Origin of the sequence: Erysipelatoclostridium sp. An173 (genome assembly GCF_002160495.1) — a bacterium.
Lineage (GTDB): Bacteria > Bacillota_I > Bacilli_A > Erysipelotrichales > Coprobacillaceae > Thomasclavelia > Thomasclavelia merdavium.
The window spans coordinates 34,660-54,759 of the sequence record NZ_NFKR01000004.1 but is presented as its reverse complement, the minus strand read 5'-3'; the positions used below and the strand labels follow the sequence as shown (position 1 = coordinate 54,759).

Below are 20,100 nucleotides of genomic sequence, written 5' to 3'. Positions count from 1 at the left end.
TAAAAAGACAAATAAGATAATTTTAAAACCGTTTTTTTAACCTTGTTAATATTTGATCAATTAACTTATTACCAGATTGATAATAACGCAAATGCTTATATTCAATATTATCATACGACTTTCCATATTCATGATTTAAACAATATCCAAAATAAATAACATTAGATATCAAATAAATAGAAATCAACATGATAACCAGACTAGCTAACGGTCCATATAAAGCATAATAACGAGTATAATGATCTACAATATAAAAGAAAAATACTCCAATTAAAACAATTCCAGTACTTGTAAAACCAGCACCTAACAAACCATATGATAAAGGCCGTTTTTCAAAAGACAAAAATCGATAAAAAAAATAAAAAACTATAAACAATCCACCCAGCATTACAATTGTAGTATTAATACCTATTAAATAATTAAAAAAAGCTAGTGCTACTATTCCTAAAACCAGCAATACAAATAACATTATTGCTTTTATTCTAATCAATATTGAATAAGTTTCAAATTTTTCATCAGTCATAGAAATCAACATAAATGAGTAAAAAGCATTACTCGCTAAATAAATAGAAAAAACCGATGAAACAATCAAAGAAATAAAAGTTGTATATTCTTGAGATAAAACATATTCAATAAATGGCTCTAATAATATTTTAGGTACATAACCATATAATAGACTTGCTAGTTTATTAGCATCTAATAGATCACTTTGAAAAACTTTTAAAATAACGATTAATGCTGGTAATAATGCTAAAAGTAAACAAAAACTTAATGAATAACGAAATAAATTGCTCTGTGGTGAAATGAATTTTTTGATGACCTTTACCAGCCTTTTCACAATTTTCATCCTTTCTAGAATATGTAGATATTTTTATTATAACCGTTAAGTTAATAAATAACAAAATAAAAGATGAAACCAGCTATCTGGTTTCATCTTTGTTAGTTAACTGTTATAAAGAAATTATTATCATAATCAACAGTTACATGACTACCATGTTTAATATCACCTTTGATCATTTCTCGAGCTACAAGTGTTTCAATATTAGATTGGATAAAACGTTTTAATGGACGAGCTCCAAATGTAACATCATATCCTTGTTGACTAATAATTTCTTTTGCACGATCGCTAACTGTAATTGTAATCTTACGGTCAACTAATCGATCTTGTAATTGTTTAATAAATTTATCAATAATTTTATTTACAACTTCTTGACTCAATGAGTTGAAGTATACGATTTCATCAATACGATTCAAGAATTCAGGTTTAAAGTGCGCTTTTAATTCATTATCAACAGCCGCCTGAGTTTCACTATTATTACCTTCTAATAAATAATTAGATCCAATATTAGAAGTCATAATGATAATTGTATTTTTAAAGCTTACTACATTACCTTTAGAATCAGTGATTCGTCCATCATCCAATACTTGTAATAGAATATTGAAAACTTCAGGATGAGCTTTTTCAATTTCATCTAATAAAACAATTGAATAAGGATGACGACGTACCGCTTCAGTTAATTGACCTCCTTCTTCATAACCAACATATCCTGGTGGAGCCCCAATTAAACGAGAAACATTGAATTTTTCCATATATTCAGACATATCAATACGAACAATATTCTTTTCGGTATCAAATAACTGTTCTGCAAGTGATTTAGCAACCTCAGTTTTACCTACACCAGTTGGTCCTAAGAATAAGAAACTTCCAATTGGTCGTTGTTCATCATTGATACCAGCACGTGATCTTAAAATGGCATCAGTAACTTTTGTAATAGCTTCATCTTGACCGATTACGCGAACTTTTAAGGTATCATCAAGTTTCAATAATTTATCACGTTCAGATTCTTTAAGTTTACTAATTGGAATACCAGTCCAACGTGAAATTACTTCACTAACGGTATCAACAGTAACTTTTTCTTGTAATAAATCATCTTCGTTTTTAGAAGCTTCAAAGTTTTGAATTTCTCTTTCAATTTGAGGTAAAGTTTGATACATAATTTTAGAAGCTTCTTCTAAATTACCTTCAGTTTGATATTTATCTTTTAGATTTTCCAAGCGAACCTTTTGATCTTTTAATTCTTTGATATGATCTAAAGATTTCTTTTCAGTTTGCCATTTATCAGTCAAACCATTAATTTGTTCATCTAATGAAGCAATACGTCCTTTAATTTCATTTAAACGTTTTTCATTATCTTCATTACGATCTTCTTTTTCAATAGAAATTCGTTCCATTTCCAAACGATTCTTTTCACGAGTAATCGTATCAAGTTCTTCTGGAAGAGAATCAATTTCCATTCGAATTGAAGCACAAGCTTCATCGATTAAGTCGATAGCTTTATCTGGTAAAAAACGATCAGTAATATAACGTTGTGACATATTTACTGCCCCAATTATAGCACTATCAGTAATTTGTACCCCATGATGAGATTCAAATGAATTCTTTAAACCACGTAAGATGGCAATAGTATCATCACTATCCGGTTCATCAACTTGAACTTTTTGGAAACGACGTTCCAAAGCAGCATCTTTTTCAATATACATCCGATATTCATCTAATGTTGTGGCCCCAATACAGTGCAATTCACCACGAGCTAACATTGGTTTTAATAAGTTAGCAGCATCCATTGCCCCATCAGTTTTACCAGCACCAACCAATTGATGAATTTCATCGATAAATAGGATGATATCGCCTTCAGATTTTTTGATTTCATTTAATACAGCTTTTAATCTTTCTTCAAATTCACCACGATATTTAGCACCAGCAACCAATGAACCTAAATCTAGTTCGTATAAAGTCTTATTTTGAATTGAAACAGGAACGTCATTTTTAAAAATACGCCATGCCAATCCTTCAACAATTGCTGTTTTACCAACACCAGGTTCACCAATTAAAATCGGATTATTTTTAGTCTTACGTGATAAGATTTGTATTACCCGTCGAATTTCTTCATCACGACCAATTACTGGATCTAATTTGCCTTCAGCAACATCCTTTGTTAAATCACGTCCATATTTTTCTAATACTTCGTATTGATTTTCAGGATTTTGATTATTTACCATATTACCACCTCGCATTTCATCAATAATTTTTCTTACATTACGCTTATTTAAATTATATTCTTTTAATAACTCTTTTACCCAAGTACTATTTAATTCAAATAAAGCCATAATAATGTGTTCAACACTTAAATACTCATCTTTAAAATCCTGCATCTGTTTATTGGCAAGATTAATTAATTGATTAAAATCATATGAGATTCTAATACTATTTATATCTACATTGTTTACCACTGGCTTACTTTGTAATCTAGCGTGTAATTTATTTTGTAAATCAGCAATATTAACATTTGCTTTAGTTAATACACGATACAAAATACCAGCGCTATCTTCTAAAAGTGCTAATAAGAAATGCTCAACGTCAACAACCTGATGTCCCATTTCACTAGCCATTGTAATAGCTCTTTGAATTGCTTCTTGCATTTTTGCCGTCCACTTATCTATATTCATATCTATCACTCCTTTAGCACTCTCTTTTCCTAAGTGCTAACTATATTATACACTTCTTTTTAGCACAGTCAAGTACCGAGTGCTAAAAAATAAAACTTTTTTATTATCTGACTTGCAGAAACCGGTAAACCACGAATCAGCAGTAATACCATAATCCTTACCCATTCCAGTTTTCCCATAAATTAAAGTATCTTCATCATTCAATTCTGATAACAACATCACCTGCTTTAATTGTTCAACAGTTTCTTGGCTATAATCGCTATCATCACCAAAAATATGTTCCATTACCTCCACTTGTTCCTTAGGAGAAATTAACAATGATGATTCAATCCAAAAAACTGTTAAAAGCGGATTATCATTATTAGTATTTAACTTACCTGACCAATCAGAAATATCGCAATTTCCATATTTAAGTTTTTCTAATTCTTTTTGCATCATATCTGGTCCGATTTCATCAATGACTTGACGAAAATACCAGACACATGAATTACGAAAAGCATTAAAAAAATCTATATCACGGTTCCATTGTTCATTCCAGAATATTTCATTATTCCATTTACGAACAGAATTTTATGGATCTATTATTCCATTTTCTAAACCAATTAACGAAGAAATAATTTTAAAAGTAGAACAAGGTGATTGCCGAGTATGAGCTAATTCCTGATTATATATTTGATATTGATTAGCACTAGGATCATAAATAACAGCACTTCCATTTAGTCCATTAAAATAATTTATCCAATTGCCATCTATTATTACTGGTTCATTAGTTTTTAAATCTTCTTGTTTTACTTTTTTGCTTGTTAATGTTTTTTCCTGATCATTTTGAGTGATATAATCATTGATTTTTAAATAACCTATTAACACTATAAAAGAAAGCAACAAGATACCAATCCCTATTTTAGTTATTTTTTCATAAGTTCCCTCCAAATATCATTTTTTAATTACTAAAAATCACCGGAAATAAATACCGGTGAAAATAAATCTTTTTAATTGTCTAAATCCTTAAAAAAGTTTTATGTCATTAGATTTAACTAAAATAATTTTATCTGTAGTAGTAATTACTGCCTGATCATCTTTAACTTGATTTGAAACACATAAAGGGTCATAGCGATACAATAAATAGTGATTTAAAGGATAATGTGCTCCTGTAATATCTAAATAACTTTTATCCAATGCAAATAAAGAAAAATATTTATATTGATCTTTATTAACTAAATGTCTTCCCGGTAATAAAAGCTGAATAATATTTTGATCATCAATAATTCTAATTTTAAGATTAGCATATTTTTCCAATAAACAAACAGCACTAAAAAAATGATCTAGTCTTCCACCGGTAACTCCATAAATATCGATTTCATCATATCCTTGTTCAATTGCATATTCAACAGCAGCATGGGTATCCGTTACATCTTTTCGTGTTGGTAACCGTGTAACTTCAATTTGATTTAAAACATCAGGATTATTAATAGAATCGAAATCACCAATGGCATAGATTGGTGTTTTATTATGTGCTAGTAAAACTTCAACACCACGATCAACACCAATATAATCAATTGACAAATCAATATTATTAGCTAAAGCGCTACAAATCCCAATTTTCATCGTAATGAATCAATCTTTTCTTGATAATTATCGCTACCAAAAATGTAACTTCCAGCAACTAATACATCAACACCGGCATCTTTACATAATTTACCAGTTTCTTCATTGATACCACCATCAACTTCGATAAGATAATGATAACCCATTTCTTCTTTCATCTTTGCAAGCCAGGCAATTTTAGCCAATGCGCGATCATCAAATTTTTGACCACCAAATCCTGGCTCAACTGACATCACTAAAATAAGATCCAAAGAATCTAAATATGGTTTTAAAACTGATATATCAGTATCTGGCTTAATAGAGATTCCAGCTGCTACCTGGTGTTCTTTTAAATAATTGATAAATTCATTAATTTTATTTTCTTCGATTGCTTCATAATGGAAAGTAATTGAAGAAGCCTTGCTATCAATAAAATTACCAGCATATTTCATCGGTTCACTGATCATTAAATGAACATCTAAATATAAATCAGTAACCTTACTAACATCTTTTAATACACTATAACCAAATGAAATATTTGGTACAAAGTGCCCATCCATTACATCGTAATGAAGCCAATCAGCCTTACTAATTGCTGCTAATTCATCTTTTAAACAGCCAAAATCAGCTGATAATAATGACGGTGCTATTTTAACCATATTTTCGTTCCTCTTTCTTTTTAACTTCTTGTAAATTTAACAAATAATGTTCATAACGTTCTTTAGTAATCAAACCCTCTTCAACTGCCTCTTTTACCCGACATTTTGGTTCACTATCATGTAAACAGCCTCTAAACTTACATTCTTGGCTAAAACTGGCAAAATCATGATAAGCAACAGCAGCTTCTTGAGGTGTCATTTCCAATTCTAAAGACGAAAAACCTGGCGTATCACCTAAATATCCATCATACATTTTAATTAACTCAACATGTCTAGTAGTATGACGACCACGCCCAAGCGCTTTAGAAATATCACTTGTTTTTAAATTTAAATTAATATTTAAAGCATTTAATAAACTGCTTTTACCAACCCCGCTTTGACCGGTAAAAACGGTTACTTGATCTTTAAAAATTGTTTTTATCTCTTCAATACCATGATTATTTTTAGAACTTGTTTTATACACAGTATAGCCAGCTTTTTGATAATCTTTTATATATTGTTCAATTGAATCATCTTCACACAAATCAGCCTTAGAAAAGACAATTATTGGTTTAATATTATAATGTTCAATCACCATTAAAAACTTATCTAATAAAGCTGATGAAAAATCTGGTTCTTTACATGAACAAACTATCAAGGCCTGATCAACGTTGGCAATCAACGGTCTTGTTAAGGCATTTTTTCGTGGTAATATTTTCATTATATAGCCATCATTAATGCCATCTACTTGATATTCAACAAAATCGCCAACTAGAGGCTTAATTTCGTCTTTACGAAATTTACCTCTAGCCCGACATTGAATAATCTCTTGATTATCTTCTACATAATAATATCCTGCTAACGCTTTTATAATTCTTCCTTGTGGCATTATTATCTCCTAATCTTCTTCATTTGCAGATTCTGGCTGACTTGAATAATAATATAAAGTAACTGTTGTTCCTTGTTCATTTACTGTAGTATCTGCCTCTGGACTTTGTCCAGCAACAGTATTTACTGATCTAAATGGATAATTACTTAATAAAGTCTGATCAGTAGAATTTGATAAGTCAACCAATCTTACTTTAAATCCATTATTTTCCAAAATTGTTTTGGCAGAATTAATGTTACGATCAAAAACATCTCTAACCTGATAAGTTTTTCCACTTGAAACAGTTAAAGTAATATTACGATCATCATCATCAGGATCAAGACGATATCCTTTATTATAACTTTGATCAATTACAGTTCCTTTAGCTTCTTCAGATTCTTCAGTTTCAATTGTAACTGTAAAACCTAATTTTTTCAAAGCAGCTTCCGCTTCACTTTGACTCATTCCTATATAATTACCAACAACAATATAGTCACCTTTAGAAACAGTAAGAGTTATCGTTAAATTTGATTCATCATTAGGATCCAGTTTAGTTCCACTATCCTTATCTTGATCAATTACCTCTCCTCTAGGACTAGATGAAACTTCTTCTTCAATAACAACTTCAATTTCAACATCATCACTTAAATCAGCGATTGCTTTTTCCGCTTCACTTTGCGTCATTCCAACATAATCTTCTAATACAATATACTTACCACTAGACACCGTAAGTGATATTACATCACCCTCTTTAATTGATGTACCAGCTTTAGGATCAGTTTCAATTATTTCGCCTTTATCATACTCATCAGACAATTCTTCAACAATATTATCACTAATAGTAACTCCATAATCATCCAGCAATTCTCTAGCTTCATCAACTGTTCTTCCAGCTAAATCCGGCATTAAATTAGCATCTGATCCAGTATTTAAATAAATAACAAATGCTATCCCTAAAATTACTAGCGCAGTCACTGCTCCAATAATTACTTTACTTCGCGTACTTAAGCCTTTGATTTTTTTTACAAATCGTTTAAAGAAGTTATCATTTTCCTCTTCTTCAACTGGTTTTTCTTCTCTTGTTTTAACTTCAGATGTATCATTTGAACTAAAAGCAGTTCGTGGATCAACAACAATAGTTGGTTCATCATCACTATCATATGAGAAAACCAGCTTTTCTTCATTTGGCCGGTCTAAGCAAGTATTAATATCATCTAACATCTCTGCAGCACTTTGATAACGATCGTTCAAATTTTTTGCAGTAGCTTTAATGACAATATTTTCTACTGATTGCGGAATCGATGGATTGAAATCCAATAATGATGGCAAATCTTCCTGCATATGCTTTAAAGCAATATTTACTGGCGATTCCCCATTAAATGGTACCTCACCACGTAAAAGCTCATAAAAAACAATTCCTAATGCATAAACATCACTTTGAGCTGTCGCCTTTTCACCACGAGCTAATTCTGGTGCCAGATAATGAAGCGATCCCATGATTACATCTGTTTGGGTAACTTGAGCTAATGATTGCATTGAAGCAATCCCAAAATCAGCAATCTTAGCTACCCCGCTATCAGTAACTAAAATATTTTGTGGTTTTAAATCACGATGAATAATACCTAATTGATGAGCTTTAGCAATACCACTAACAATTTGTTTCATGATATCAATTGCTTCAATATAATGAACAGCCCCGCGTTTTAAAATCAATTCTTTTAAAGTTGTTCCAGGAACATATTCCATAACAATATAATATTTATCTTCATCTTCACCAACATCATATATTTCTACAATATTACGATGAGAAAGAGCAGCGGCAGCACTTGCTTCTCGCTGAAATCTTGTCACATAAATCGGATCTTTAGCTAAACTAGTTCTTAAAATCTTAATTGCAATAGTCCGATTTAAAATAATATCTTGAGCCAAATAAACATCGGCCATACCACCTTGACCAATAAGTTCTAACAATTCATAACGCTCTGCAATTATTTTTGCCATTTTATCTTCCTCCCTGGTTATCTATGATTGCCACACCAATATTGTCACGGCCACCATTTTCATTCGCCTGGTCAATTAATTCAATCACTTTTTCTACTACTTTAGTATTCTTAAGCAAAATTTCTTTAATTGCTTCATTATCCAAACAATTATATAATCCATCACTACATAACATTAATAAACTATTTTCAAAATCCATTTCTATTAAAGAAGGTTTCAATTCCGTTGGGGCTCCTATAGCCTGGGTTAAAACATTCTTTTGAACATGGTGCTTAGCACTTTCAGGTGTTATAGCTCCTCGATCAACTAATTCATTAACTAAAGTGTGGTCTTTAGTTATTTGTGTTAATTGACCATCTTTTAAAATATATGCCCGACTATCACCTACATGTGATACATATAGTTTGTTATCCATAAAAATAGCAACAACAATGGTTGTTCCCATTCCTTGATGTTCAACATTTTGCATCGCCATTCTTTTTACAATTTGATCACATTCAACGATTGTTTCTTGAAGCCATTTTTTTAACTCTTCGGGTGTATCAAACGGTGGAATGATATCAAAACAGCTTAAGACATGATCCATCACTACTCGTGAAGCAATTTCACCAGAGCGATGACCACCCATGCCATCACAGACTACAGCGATTATCTGATCTTTTATATTGGCATTAACTGCTGCCTGATCTTGATTTTTATTTCTTACTTTTCCAATATCCGTTTTTGCATAATAATTCATTATTTAACCCTACCTCTTTTGGCTCTAAGCTGACCACAAGCACCGTCGATATCTCGACCGTGTTCTTTTCTTAAAGTTACATTAATATGTAATCTTAATAACTCGCTTTTAAATTTTTCAATCGTTTCTTGATCACTTGGCTGATAACCATGTTCATCAACACTATTATAAGGAATCAAATTAACATAAGCATTTAATCCTCTTAAATAATGTGCTAACTGTCTAGCATCAACAAGACTATCATTAACATCTTTTAATAAAATATATTCAAACGTAACGCGACGATTAGTTTTATCAATATAATCACTAATGGCCTGTCGTAAATCATCAAGTGGATAACGACGATTAATCGGCATTAATTGATTTCTAATTTCATCATTAGGTGCATGTAAAGATATTGCTAGATTAGTTTGAATGCCTTCGTCACTATATCTTTGTATTCCTGGTATTAATCCACAAGTTGAAATAGTAATATGTCTAGCACCGATTGCAAGTCCATTAGGATGATTAATAATGCGGACAAACTCCATGACATTATCATAATTATCAAACGGCTCACCAGTTCCCATAACAACAACGTGGCTAATCCGCTGTTTAGTATCCAGCTGCACTTTCATTACCTGAGCTACGATTTCACCTGGTGTTAAATCACGTTGTTTTCTTAGTAAACCACTAGCACAAAAACTACACTTCATATTACAACCAACCTGACTTGTAACACATAATGATTTACCATAGTCATGAATCATCAATACAGTTTCAATCAAACTGCCATCTAACATTTCAAATAGATATTTGATCGTCCCATCTTTAGATTCTTGTTTTTCAACAATCTTTAAAATATCAAATGTAAAATGTTCTTTTAACTGTTCTCTTAATTCTTTTGATAAATTAGACATTTCATCAAAAGAACTAGCTTCTTTTTGATAAAGCCAGCTAAACACCTGTTTAGCTCGAAACGGCTTTTGATTAATTGAAGCAAAGTAGTTTGTTAGTTGTTCTAAAGAATAATTATAAATATTTTCCATTTTAATTCCCTTTTTCTAATTTACACATATAAAATCCATCACTATTAAATTCATATGGTAATATAGTTCTTTCCTCAATAATTTTCATATCAGGATATTTTTCAATAAACTTTTTTACCATCATTTCGTTTTCTTTTTTATTTATAGTGCATGTACTATAAACCATTTTACCATTTTTCTTCAATAAATAGTAGGCATTGTCTAATAATTTTGTCTGGATTATCATGATTGAATCCATTATTTTCGAATCATGATACCTAATTTCTGGTTTTCTTTTTAAAACTCCTAACCCACTACAAGGAGCATCTAGTAAAATTTTATCAAACGTTTCTGGCGCATAACTTTTTTTTAGCTTAGTTGCATCATTTTCATATAACTCTACATTTTTAACACCTAAACGTTTCAAATTAGCTTTAACTAAATCAATTTTATGTCGAAATAAATCATAAGCAATAATTTTACCCTGATTTTTCATAATTGCTGCTAAGTGTGCTGTTTTACCACCAGGAGCACAACACATATCTAAAACTAAATCATCACTTTCTGGTGCCAATAACGGTGCTACTAACTGACTTGACTCATCTTGAATAGTAATTAATCCTTCTTTAAAATAACTAGTACTAGCTATATTACCAGAGCGATATAACACACTATCACTAGCTAAATTTCCACTTACAAAATTTTTATCAGATAGAATATTTTCTTTAGTTGTTTTTAATGTATTAACTCGTGCCGTTCTAACTGGTGGTGTATTATCATGAAAACATATTTTTTGAGTTGTTGCAAAATCATATTGTTTATTTAGCATCTTTACCAACCATAATGGATGACTAGTTTCAATCGCTAATTTTTCTAATGGATCTTTTTTTACAACCTCGCGTTTACCATGACGGATAAAATTACGTAATATCGCATTAACAAATTTACCAGCATAAAGATTCTTTTGTTTAGCTAGTTTAACCGCTTCATCAATTACTGCATATTGAGGAATTTTATCTAAAAATATCAGTTGATACAAAGACATCAATAAAATGATTTTTTCTCTTTGTTTCACCTTTTTTCCCTCTATATATGGTGCTAATTGGTATTCAAGATAGAGCTTGTTTTGAATTGTTCCATAAACAATCCGTGTTGTCAAGTCTTTATCATTTCTTGACAAAGTACTATTTTCTAAATATTCATTTAAAGTAATATTTAAATAACTTTGTTCTGTTTCGTATTTTAATAATATTTTTAATGCTGCATTTCGTGCCATAATTTGTCCTTTCTATATTTGACTATACGGATTAAAGTCACAAACTACATGAACTTTAGTTCCTTGTTTATTATAAAAATCACTCATTGTTTCAAGTACAGGATATAGTTTTTTACTATCTGTAAATTTGATTAAAATTCTTTTACGATAAATATCCTGCATCCGATAAATTAAACTGTTAGCCGGGCCAAGAATTAAAATCTGTGGCAATTGTTTTTGAAGATAAGTCTTGATTTGATTAGCGTTTTTAGACACTGCCTGTTCATTTTTACCTTGAATTATAATACTAAGTAAATGAACATACGGTGGATATTTGGCCAATCGCCTAATTTTCATTTCTTCATTAAAAAAGCGATTAAAATCATGCGTTTTAACACACTGTAAAACAAAATGATCTGGATTATAGGTTTGAATCATTACTGTTCCTTTCTTTTTACCACGACCGGCGCGCCCGGAAACCTGTTCTAATAACTGATAAGTTCGTTCATTAGAGCGAAAATCAGGAATATTTAAACTTAAATCAGCATTTAAAACACCGACAAAGGTTACATTTTCAAAATCTAGTCCCTTAGCAATCATTTGCGTTCCTAGCAAAATATCAGCTTCATGGTTTTCAAATTGCTGTAACAACTTTTGATGACCATCTTTATTTTTAGTTGTATCGACATCATAACGAATTACTTTAACTCCTGGAAAAAGATTTTCTAACTGTTCTTCGACTTTTTGAGTTCCTGTACCAAAATGTTTTAAATTAGTACCTTTACAATTAGGGCAATGTTTCATGATTGGTATTTGATATTCACAATAATGACATTTTAACATCCGTTCTTGTTTATGATAAGTTAAGGTCACATCACAGTGCGGACATTTAATTACCTCGCCACAATCTAAGCAGCGAACAAATGAAGCATAACCACGCTTATTTAATAATAAAATTATTTGTTCTTTAGCTTGTAAACGAGCTTGAATCTGCTTTTGCATTGCTCTAGAAAAAAGTGAATAATTCTGCTGTCGCATTTCTTTAGCCATATCTATTAATTCAATTTCTGGTAATGGAAACTGATTAATTCGTTTTGGTAATTCATATAAATCATATACCCCTTTAATAGCGCGACTATATGATTCTAGTGAAGGCGTTGCACTTCCTAAAACAACTGGACAGTGATGATATTTAGCACGGATCCTAGCTATCTGTGCGGTTTGATAGCGCGGTTTACTTTCTTGTTTATAACTAGGATCATGTTCTTCATCTAAAATAATTAAGCCAATATTTTCTAAAGGTGCAAAGATAGCACTACGTGCTCCAACTACTATTTTGACTTCATGATTTAAAATACGCCGATATTCATCATATCGTTCACCAGGTGATAGTCTTGAATGAATAATTGCAACTTCTTTACCAAATTTATGTTTAAAAGCATTGACCATCATTGGTGTTAATGAAATTTCTGGTACTAACATTAAAACTGTTCGATTATTTTGAATCACATATTTAGATAAGTGTAAATAAACTTCTGTTTTTCCAGAGCCAGTTACCCCATGAATCAAAGCCGTATGATAAACGTTTATTTTTGCCATAATGCCATTTACAACTTTTTGTTGATCGCTTGTCAAAGCATATTCTATTGGGTTTTTTTGATCATCGACAAAAGGATCACGGTATACTTCTTCTTTTTTTATTATTACCGCTTTTTGTTCAACCATTTTATCTAATACTGATTTACTATAAGGAAAATCTTTTAATAGCGTATGGGGATGCTGGTTTAAAAATTGCAAAGCTTCTTGTTGTTTTACGGTTTTTAAAACAGCATCTTTATCAATTACTTCAATTACATTTTGATATTTTATCCCTACCGCTTTGTTACTACTTGGTTTTAATTGCGGTGGTAGCATCGCTTGTAAACAACTGATTCGAGGCGATAAAGTTAGTTTAGCAAGAGTAATCGATAATTGTTGTAATTCATCATTTAATAATGGCTGTTTATCAATTACTTCACTAATATAGCGATATTTAAAACCAGCTTCTTCTTCTAAATCTTCCTTAGATTTTTCACTATATTTACATCCAGTAACATAACCAATAATTCGTTGATAACCAAATACTATCGCTACTCTAACACCTGGTTTTAACTCTTCTTTGGATAAATAATCAAAATTAGTATCCAATGCATGAGTAGGATGTTCAACTAATACTTGCACTATATACAACTTTATCACCTCATTTTTTTCCTATTTTACCACAAATAAATAATAAAACAAAATGTATCAATTTTCATCATTGATACATTTATAATACATTATTTTAAATGCGATAAATTCGATTTTCATTTCGTGGTTTTGCTTCTGGTTTTTCACCTTGACAATAACCTAAAATACAATTACCGATTCCAACATATTTTTCATCAATACCCCATTTTTTAAGCAAAGCTTTTCCCTCGGGACTATCAAAAACTTCGCGAGCTCGATGGATCCAGCAAGAATCTACTCCCACTGCCCAGGCTGCATTCATTAAATTTCCCATAACTAAACTACCATCTTCACGGTAAGTAGGAACTGTTGAATCAGCTAAAACAACGATTACTGTTGGAGCGCCATAAAAAGGATCACTATCACTATTCATAACAGCTCCATTTAAACGAGATACCTCTTTGATAGTTGCTTCATCTTGAATTACGACCATGATAGTTGGTTGTCTTCCCATTCCTGAAGGAGCATATAAACCTGCTTGTAAAATCTGTTGCAAAGCTTCTTCGTCAATTTGTTTATTTTGATAACTACGCACACTGCGACGATTAACTAAATTGTTAATTGTTTCATTCATAAAAACACCTCCTATTAGCCTTAATTATAGCACAAAATCAAGATAGCCCTTTAAAAAAGTTTTTATACATGACGCCGTTAGTATACAAATGTAACATTAAAACTTTAAACATTGAATATTCCTGAGGCTTTTTAGCTTGATACATACTATAATTCAATTTAAACTTTCGGGCATAATGATCAGCTTTTCGTAAATGCCAGCTATTAGTAATTACTAAACAATCCTTAAAATTATTTTCAATTACAATATCCTTACAATACATTAAATTATGATAAGTACTGCGCGACTTAGTCTCTACAATAATATCCTTACTTTTAACTCCCAGATTCAAAGCATAATCTTTCATTACTTGTGCTTCTACAAATTCATTTTTTACAGCACCACCAGATAATATCAATTTTTTTATCTTATTATTTTTATATAACCATATTCCAGCATCAATCCTTGATTGCATGATTTTTGAAGGAGTGCCATCATTGTTTGCGGGAAAGCCACAAACTATTCCACAATCATAAACAATATTTTTTATCTTTTTATTAGGATTTTTAAAAACTGTAAAGAAAATAATCCCATTTACAATTATAAATAATCCTATTATCAATATTATTACCATCTTTGCCTCCAAAAAACTAAGGGTCTTAATGACCCCGATGTTTTGCTTTACGTTTTTGTTTTTTTAGCTGATACAATCTTTCTTGTTTTTTTTGACGATTAATTCGTTTTTCTTTCTTTTTTAATTCCTTATTGATCAAATATTCTTGTTTCAATATCTGCATTGATTTTGTACCAGTTTCTAATTTAGAACTCTGCTTTTTGATTAATCGCTGATACCTTTTATAATTTTTAGGTTTATCTTTTTCCTTGTTTTTATAACCATTACTATATTTTAACTTATGATACTTAGTTAAAATCAATTGATAAACTTCACTATCAGTTGGTTCTGTTTTAAAAACAATCCGACAAATCTTTGTCTTATTATCTATTGATAAATAAAACATTCCAACCCAAAAAGGTTCTTCAAAATAAACATTTAACTCTAAACTAACTGCACCTGACATAAAGCGTCCTCCTTAATTATTTATCTCTAGAAACGGACAACCTAAGGAGGCAGGTTACTGACAGCTTAGCTGCTTGTGGACTACCAACCACAATGTGTTTTTATTCTAGCACTTATATTATAGCTAACTTTTTCATTAAAACAAAGTTTATTAAAGCATCATTTTATACAATTAATCATTAAGATAATTAATTAAATCATCAATTCTTTTTTTACTATCAACAACCCCTAAATCATAAAGTTCTTGTAATCGTTCAGGATCTTTTTCTAAGCGCTTGATTGGAACTGTTCGACTAGGTCTAATAACAAAAATTTTATTTTCTTTTTCTAACTTAGCAATTTTAGCCACTGTTTGATTATATTTTTGATAGCGTTGATTGATAGCCTCCACAAAGTTTGGATATTTACGATAAACAAGTTTTGGAACTAAAGTATTGGTTTTTTTCTTGCGGTATTCTAACGGTCTAGTTAAAACAACAATAATTTTATCATAACCAAGCTCATGACATTTATCTACCGGTATACTATCTGCAATACCCCCGTCAAGATATTTTTTATTATCTAATGAAACAATTTTTGATACAAATGGCATTGCTGAAGTAGCCCGAAAAACTTCCATCTGTTTATAAACATCTGTAATTTTAATATATTCTGCTTTTCCACTATCGACATTAGTTACTGTTGCATAAAAATCTGTTTTAGAACTAGCAAAAGTTTCTTGATCAAAAAGATCAAGTTTAAATGGAACTTCATAATAAGCAAAATCCTTATTAACAATATTACCAGTCGTAATTAAAGAATGGATGCCCATATAACGTTTATCGCCAGCATATTTTAGATTATATCTTAAAGCCCGACCACGCTGTTTAGAAACATAATTAACCCCAAAAAGCACTCCGGCTGAAACTCCAATAATTCCATCTACAGGGATTTGATGATCTAAAAAAATATCTAAAACGCCTGCGGTATACATTCCCCGCATAGCGCCACCTTCTAAAACTAATCCTACTTTCATCTCTATTCCTCCAAACAATTAATCAAATTATACCATAGAAAATTCAAATAAAAAATCAGGATGATTAATCCTGATTAGTGCAATGATTTTTTATTATTGTAGCAATTTGTTCTTTAGCTAACATTACGTCATCGTTTTCAACTACATACTTATATTCATCTTTAGTTGCAATTTCTTTACGCGCTTTAGCTAAACGTTCTTGAACAATAGCCTCATCTTCTGTTCGCCGACCGCGAATTCTTCTTTCTAATTCTTCAAAGCTAGGTGGTACTATAAAAATAGTAGTTGCATCAGGACACTTTTCCATTACCTGAAGGGCCCCTTGAACCTCAATTTCTAAAACAACATTTTTTCCTTGAGCTAATAGTTGTTCTACATAATCCTTAGGTGTTCCATAATAATTACCAACAAATTTAGCCCATTCCAATAACTTTCCTTCTTTAATTTTTTCTTCAAACTCAGTTTCTTCGACAAAAAAATAATCAACCCCGTCTCTTTCACCAGGACGTGGCTTTCTAGTTGTCATTGAAATAGAATATGCAAGATTTAAACTTTCATCTTTAAATAACTGTTCTCTTACAGTTCCTTTACCTACACCGCTAGGCCCACTTAAAATAATCAGCATTCCTTTTTGCACAGCTTACACCCCTTTTTTTATGATATGTTCATCATACAAAATCGCTCTAATATTGTCAATTATTTTCGTGTCATTTATCTACAATCTATGTTATACTAATTGCGGTGATAAAAATGTCTTATGATGGAATAATGATGCACCAGGTAATCGGTGCTTTAAACAATACAATTACTGGTGGTAGAATCAATAAAATCTACCAGATTTCTAAATACGAATTATTAATAAATGTTCGTAGTAATCGAACAAATTATAAATTATTGTTATCTTGTCATCCTATGTATGCAAGAATTCAACTTACAAACTTAAATTACCCAACTCCTGATAGTCCTAATCCATTAACTATGCTTTTTCGTAAACATTTAGATGGTGGCTATATAAAGGCTGTTAAACAGATTGAACTTGATCGTATTTGTCATATTATCTTTGGTTCATACAATGAATTTGGCGATTATGTAGAGTATAACTGTTATATCGAAATCATGGGTAAACATTCAAATATAATCTTATGTAATCATGAAAATAAAATTATTGACTGTTTAAAAAGAATTACCCCAAATATCAATAGTGAACGTTTCATTCAACCTGGTGCAATCTATCGTTTGCCACCAATGAATGGTAATAAAGTGAATCCTTTTACTAGTGATTTTATTGAAAATAATAATCTTACTAAAGTGTATCAGGGAATGTCACCGATATTATCAAAAGAAATCATCTATCGCCATGATAATGGGGATGATTTTAAAAATATAATGCAAGAACTTAACAGTAGTGAAACCATTTATATTAGTAAAGTTGATGATCGTGAATATTTTCATTTGATTCCATTGACTCATTTAAATGTTAAGCCAGTATTTTATCCTTTATTTGAAGGATTAGATCAGCATTTTAACTTAATTGATCAAAAAGAACGAATCAAACAGCAAACATCAAACTTAACAAAATATATTCAAAATGAATATCAAAAAAATGTTAATAAACTAGCTAAACTGGAAGCTACATTAGAAGATTCTAAAAACAGTGATGAATATCGAATTATTGGTGATTTATTATATTCTAATTTACATCTTTTAAAAAAAGGAATGCGTCATATTGAATTAGATAACTATTATGACAATACTAAAATTATGGTGGATTTAGATGAAAAGCTTGATCCTAAAGCTAATGCTCAAAAATACTATAATAAATATCAAAAAGCAAAAAATTCAATTAATGTTTTAAATGAACAAATTGAATTAACTAAAAAAGAAATTAATTATTTCGATAGTTTAATTACTTTAATGAATAATGCTTCTTATTATGATGCTTTAGAAATCAAAGAAGAATTAGAACAGCAAGGATATTTAAAAAAGAAAACAAAAACTAATTCTATCCGCAAAAAGAAACATCCATCTTTTGAAACTTATTATACAAAAGATGGAATTGAAATCTGGGTAGGAAAAAACAACTTACAAAATGACTATTTAACATTTAAACATGCCCATCGTTATGATACCTGGTTCCATGTAAAAGATATGCCAGGTAGTCATGTTATTGTCAAAGGAAATGATTTAGACGAATATACGATCCGTCTAGCTAGTAATATGGCCGCATGTCTTTCTAAAGGAAAAAATAGTAGCAGTGTCCCTGTTAACTATACTTTAGTAAAAACTCTAAAAAAACCTCATGGGAGTAAACCAGGACAAGTATTATTAGACAGCTATAAAACTATTTATATTGATCCTGATGAAGCATGTTTTAATGAATTAACGAAAAAATAGATGCCTAAGGCATCTATCTTTTCTAATTACCACAATTACAACTTCCATTCATTACATTATTGCTACTATTCATATAGTTAGAGTTTCCAGACATGAACCCAGAATTTCCTGACATAAATCCATTATTATTTGCATATGGATTAGCATTATCCTGAGTCATAAAAGTTTGTTCATAACGTGGATAATAGCGTGGATAGTATACTACATTGCACACATGACGACATTCAATTGGACAAATAATTGGTTGTTCTACATATTTATTTGTACATCTAGTACAAACTTTTCTAGGAGCTACGATTGGTGTTGCACGACAGCTATTATTACAATTACAGTTGCAGTTACAATTGCAACAAGAATTACCAAACATCACTTCCACCTCCTTTAGTATACTATATGTTTTAATAAATCAAAAACTTAGACAAATTACACAGAAAGGGAAAAAAATGAAATTAATTAAATGGAATACTAATCAAGCAATTGAAGCCTATACTGTTACAAAAGAATTGGGCGATATGTCTTTTAATAACGATGATAAAGAATTAATATTAAAAAATCGTCAACATTTAGCTGAAATTTTAAATACTGACTTAGATCACATGGTAGCGCCACGGCAAGTACATTCTGCCAATTTTAAAGAAGTTACTACCACTGATGGTGGTAAAGGAATGTATGAACATGAAACAGCTTTTAAAGATACTGATGCTCTTTATACTAAAGATGCCAATTTATATTTATTATCATTTCACGCTGACTGCACGCCAGTATTACTTTATTGTCCTAAAACAAAAATAATTGCCGCTATTCATTCAGGATGGCTAGGAACAACTAAACAAATTGTTTCTAAAGTTACTAAGCATTTAATTGAACATGAAAATTGTGATCCAAAAACAATGTTAGCATATATTGGTCCTTGCATTTGCCAGGATTGTTTAGAAGTCATGGATAATGTTATTGATTTAGTTAAACAGATGGACTTTGATACTAGTCCTTTCTATTACCAAACCGACGAACTTCATTATCAGCTTGATAATAAAGGCTTAAATAAACAAATGCTATTAAATTTGGGACTATTGGAAAACAATATCACTGTTTCTCCATATTGTACAGTAGAAAACGATGATTTATTTTATAGTTATCGTAAAAATAAAGATAGTGGGCGCAATATTACAATAATAAAAAGAATTCTTGAATAA

The 20,100-nt window shown here is 30.6% G+C and carries 18 protein-coding genes and 1 pseudogene; 2 read left to right on the top strand and 17 right to left on the bottom strand.

Annotated elements, in window-relative coordinates:
- Window positions 1-22: 22 nt before the first annotated feature.
- The 16 genes and pseudogenes from B5F09_RS02725 to gmk form a co-directional block, all read right to left on the bottom strand.
- On the bottom strand, window positions 23-847 hold the full coding sequence (locus B5F09_RS02725) for a YihY/virulence factor BrkB family protein (RefSeq protein WP_204215190.1): 825 nt from the start codon (window positions 845-847) through the stop codon (window positions 23-25).
- A gap of 92 nt (window positions 848-939) precedes the next feature.
- Entirely contained in the window at window positions 940-3,507 is a 2,568-nt protein-coding gene (locus B5F09_RS02720; RefSeq protein WP_087371320.1) for an ATP-dependent Clp protease ATP-binding subunit, read from the bottom strand.
- A 45-nt stretch (window positions 3,508-3,552) separates the two neighbouring features.
- Window positions 3,553-4,374, bottom strand: a pseudogene (locus B5F09_RS15135) (penicillin-binding transpeptidase domain-containing protein).
- Window positions 4,375-4,512: 138 nt separating this feature from the next.
- Window positions 4,513-5,112, bottom strand: a complete 600-nt coding sequence (locus tag B5F09_RS02710) for a thiamine diphosphokinase (protein ID WP_087298971.1) — start codon at window positions 5,110-5,112, stop codon at window positions 4,513-4,515.
- On the bottom strand, window positions 5,109-5,750 hold the full coding sequence (rpe, locus tag B5F09_RS02705; protein WP_087371317.1) for a ribulose-phosphate 3-epimerase: 642 nt from the start codon (window positions 5,748-5,750) through the stop codon (window positions 5,109-5,111). The genes B5F09_RS02710 and rpe overlap by 4 nt, the downstream gene beginning before the upstream one ends.
- Window positions 5,743-6,618, bottom strand: coding sequence for a ribosome small subunit-dependent GTPase A (gene rsgA, locus B5F09_RS02700; protein WP_087298975.1), 876 nt, complete (start codon window positions 6,616-6,618; stop codon window positions 5,743-5,745). Before rsgA ends, rpe begins: the two co-directional genes overlap by 8 nt.
- A gap of 9 nt (window positions 6,619-6,627) precedes the next feature.
- Window positions 6,628-8,598: a Stk1 family PASTA domain-containing Ser/Thr kinase gene (gene pknB, locus B5F09_RS02695; RefSeq protein ID WP_087371314.1), complete on the bottom strand. Its 1,971-nt coding sequence runs from the start codon at window positions 8,596-8,598 to the stop codon at window positions 6,628-6,630.
- A 1-nt stretch (window position 8,599) separates the two neighbouring features.
- Window positions 8,600-9,337 (bottom strand): Stp1/IreP family PP2C-type Ser/Thr phosphatase, encoded by a 738-nt coding sequence (locus B5F09_RS02690; protein WP_087371310.1) that lies wholly within the window; start codon window positions 9,335-9,337, stop codon window positions 8,600-8,602.
- On the bottom strand, window positions 9,337-10,365 hold the full coding sequence (gene rlmN, locus B5F09_RS02685; RefSeq protein WP_087298981.1) for a 23S rRNA (adenine(2503)-C(2))-methyltransferase RlmN: 1,029 nt from the start codon (window positions 10,363-10,365) through the stop codon (window positions 9,337-9,339). The genes B5F09_RS02690 and rlmN overlap by 1 nt, the downstream gene beginning before the upstream one ends.
- Before the next feature lies 1 nt (window position 10,366).
- Window positions 10,367-11,620, bottom strand: coding sequence for a 16S rRNA (cytosine(967)-C(5))-methyltransferase RsmB (rsmB, locus tag B5F09_RS02680; protein WP_087298983.1), 1,254 nt, complete (start codon window positions 11,618-11,620; stop codon window positions 10,367-10,369).
- Window positions 11,621-11,632: 12 nt separating this feature from the next.
- Entirely contained in the window at window positions 11,633-13,828 is a 2,196-nt protein-coding gene (gene priA / locus B5F09_RS02675) for a primosomal protein N' (RefSeq protein WP_087371306.1), read from the bottom strand.
- A 94-nt stretch (window positions 13,829-13,922) separates the two neighbouring features.
- A complete protein-coding gene (locus B5F09_RS02670) occupies window positions 13,923-14,441 on the bottom strand; it encodes a nitroreductase (protein ID WP_087298987.1) in 519 nt (172 codons plus the stop codon).
- 37 nt (window positions 14,442-14,478) lie between these two features.
- A complete protein-coding gene (locus B5F09_RS02665) occupies window positions 14,479-15,054 on the bottom strand; it encodes a YdcF family protein (protein ID WP_087298989.1) in 576 nt (191 codons plus the stop codon).
- Window positions 15,055-15,079: 25 nt separating this feature from the next.
- Window positions 15,080-15,499: a YjdF family protein gene (locus B5F09_RS02660; RefSeq protein ID WP_087298991.1), complete on the bottom strand. Its 420-nt coding sequence runs from the start codon at window positions 15,497-15,499 to the stop codon at window positions 15,080-15,082.
- Window positions 15,500-15,670: 171 nt separating this feature from the next.
- A complete protein-coding gene (locus B5F09_RS02655) occupies window positions 15,671-16,513 on the bottom strand; it encodes a patatin family protein (RefSeq protein WP_087371303.1) in 843 nt (280 codons plus the stop codon).
- Window positions 16,514-16,577: 64 nt separating this feature from the next.
- Window positions 16,578-17,150, bottom strand: a complete 573-nt coding sequence (gmk, locus tag B5F09_RS02650; protein WP_087298995.1) for a guanylate kinase — start codon at window positions 17,148-17,150, stop codon at window positions 16,578-16,580.
- Between the two features lie 113 nt (window positions 17,151-17,263).
- Here gmk and B5F09_RS02645 point away from each other — a divergent pair, with 113 nt between their 5' ends.
- On the top strand, window positions 17,264-18,907 hold the full coding sequence (locus B5F09_RS02645) for an NFACT family protein (protein WP_204215186.1): 1,644 nt from the start codon (window positions 17,264-17,266) through the stop codon (window positions 18,905-18,907).
- 22 nt (window positions 18,908-18,929) lie between these two features.
- Here the strand turns inward: B5F09_RS02645 and B5F09_RS02640 are convergent, their stop codons facing one another.
- Window positions 18,930-19,274, bottom strand: a complete 345-nt coding sequence (locus B5F09_RS02640; RefSeq protein ID WP_087298997.1) for a hypothetical protein — start codon at window positions 19,272-19,274, stop codon at window positions 18,930-18,932.
- Between the two features lie 76 nt (window positions 19,275-19,350).
- Between B5F09_RS02640 and pgeF the strand changes: the two genes are divergently transcribed.
- Window positions 19,351-20,100 (top strand): peptidoglycan editing factor PgeF, encoded by a 750-nt coding sequence (gene pgeF / locus B5F09_RS02635; protein ID WP_087371300.1) that lies wholly within the window; start codon window positions 19,351-19,353, stop codon window positions 20,098-20,100.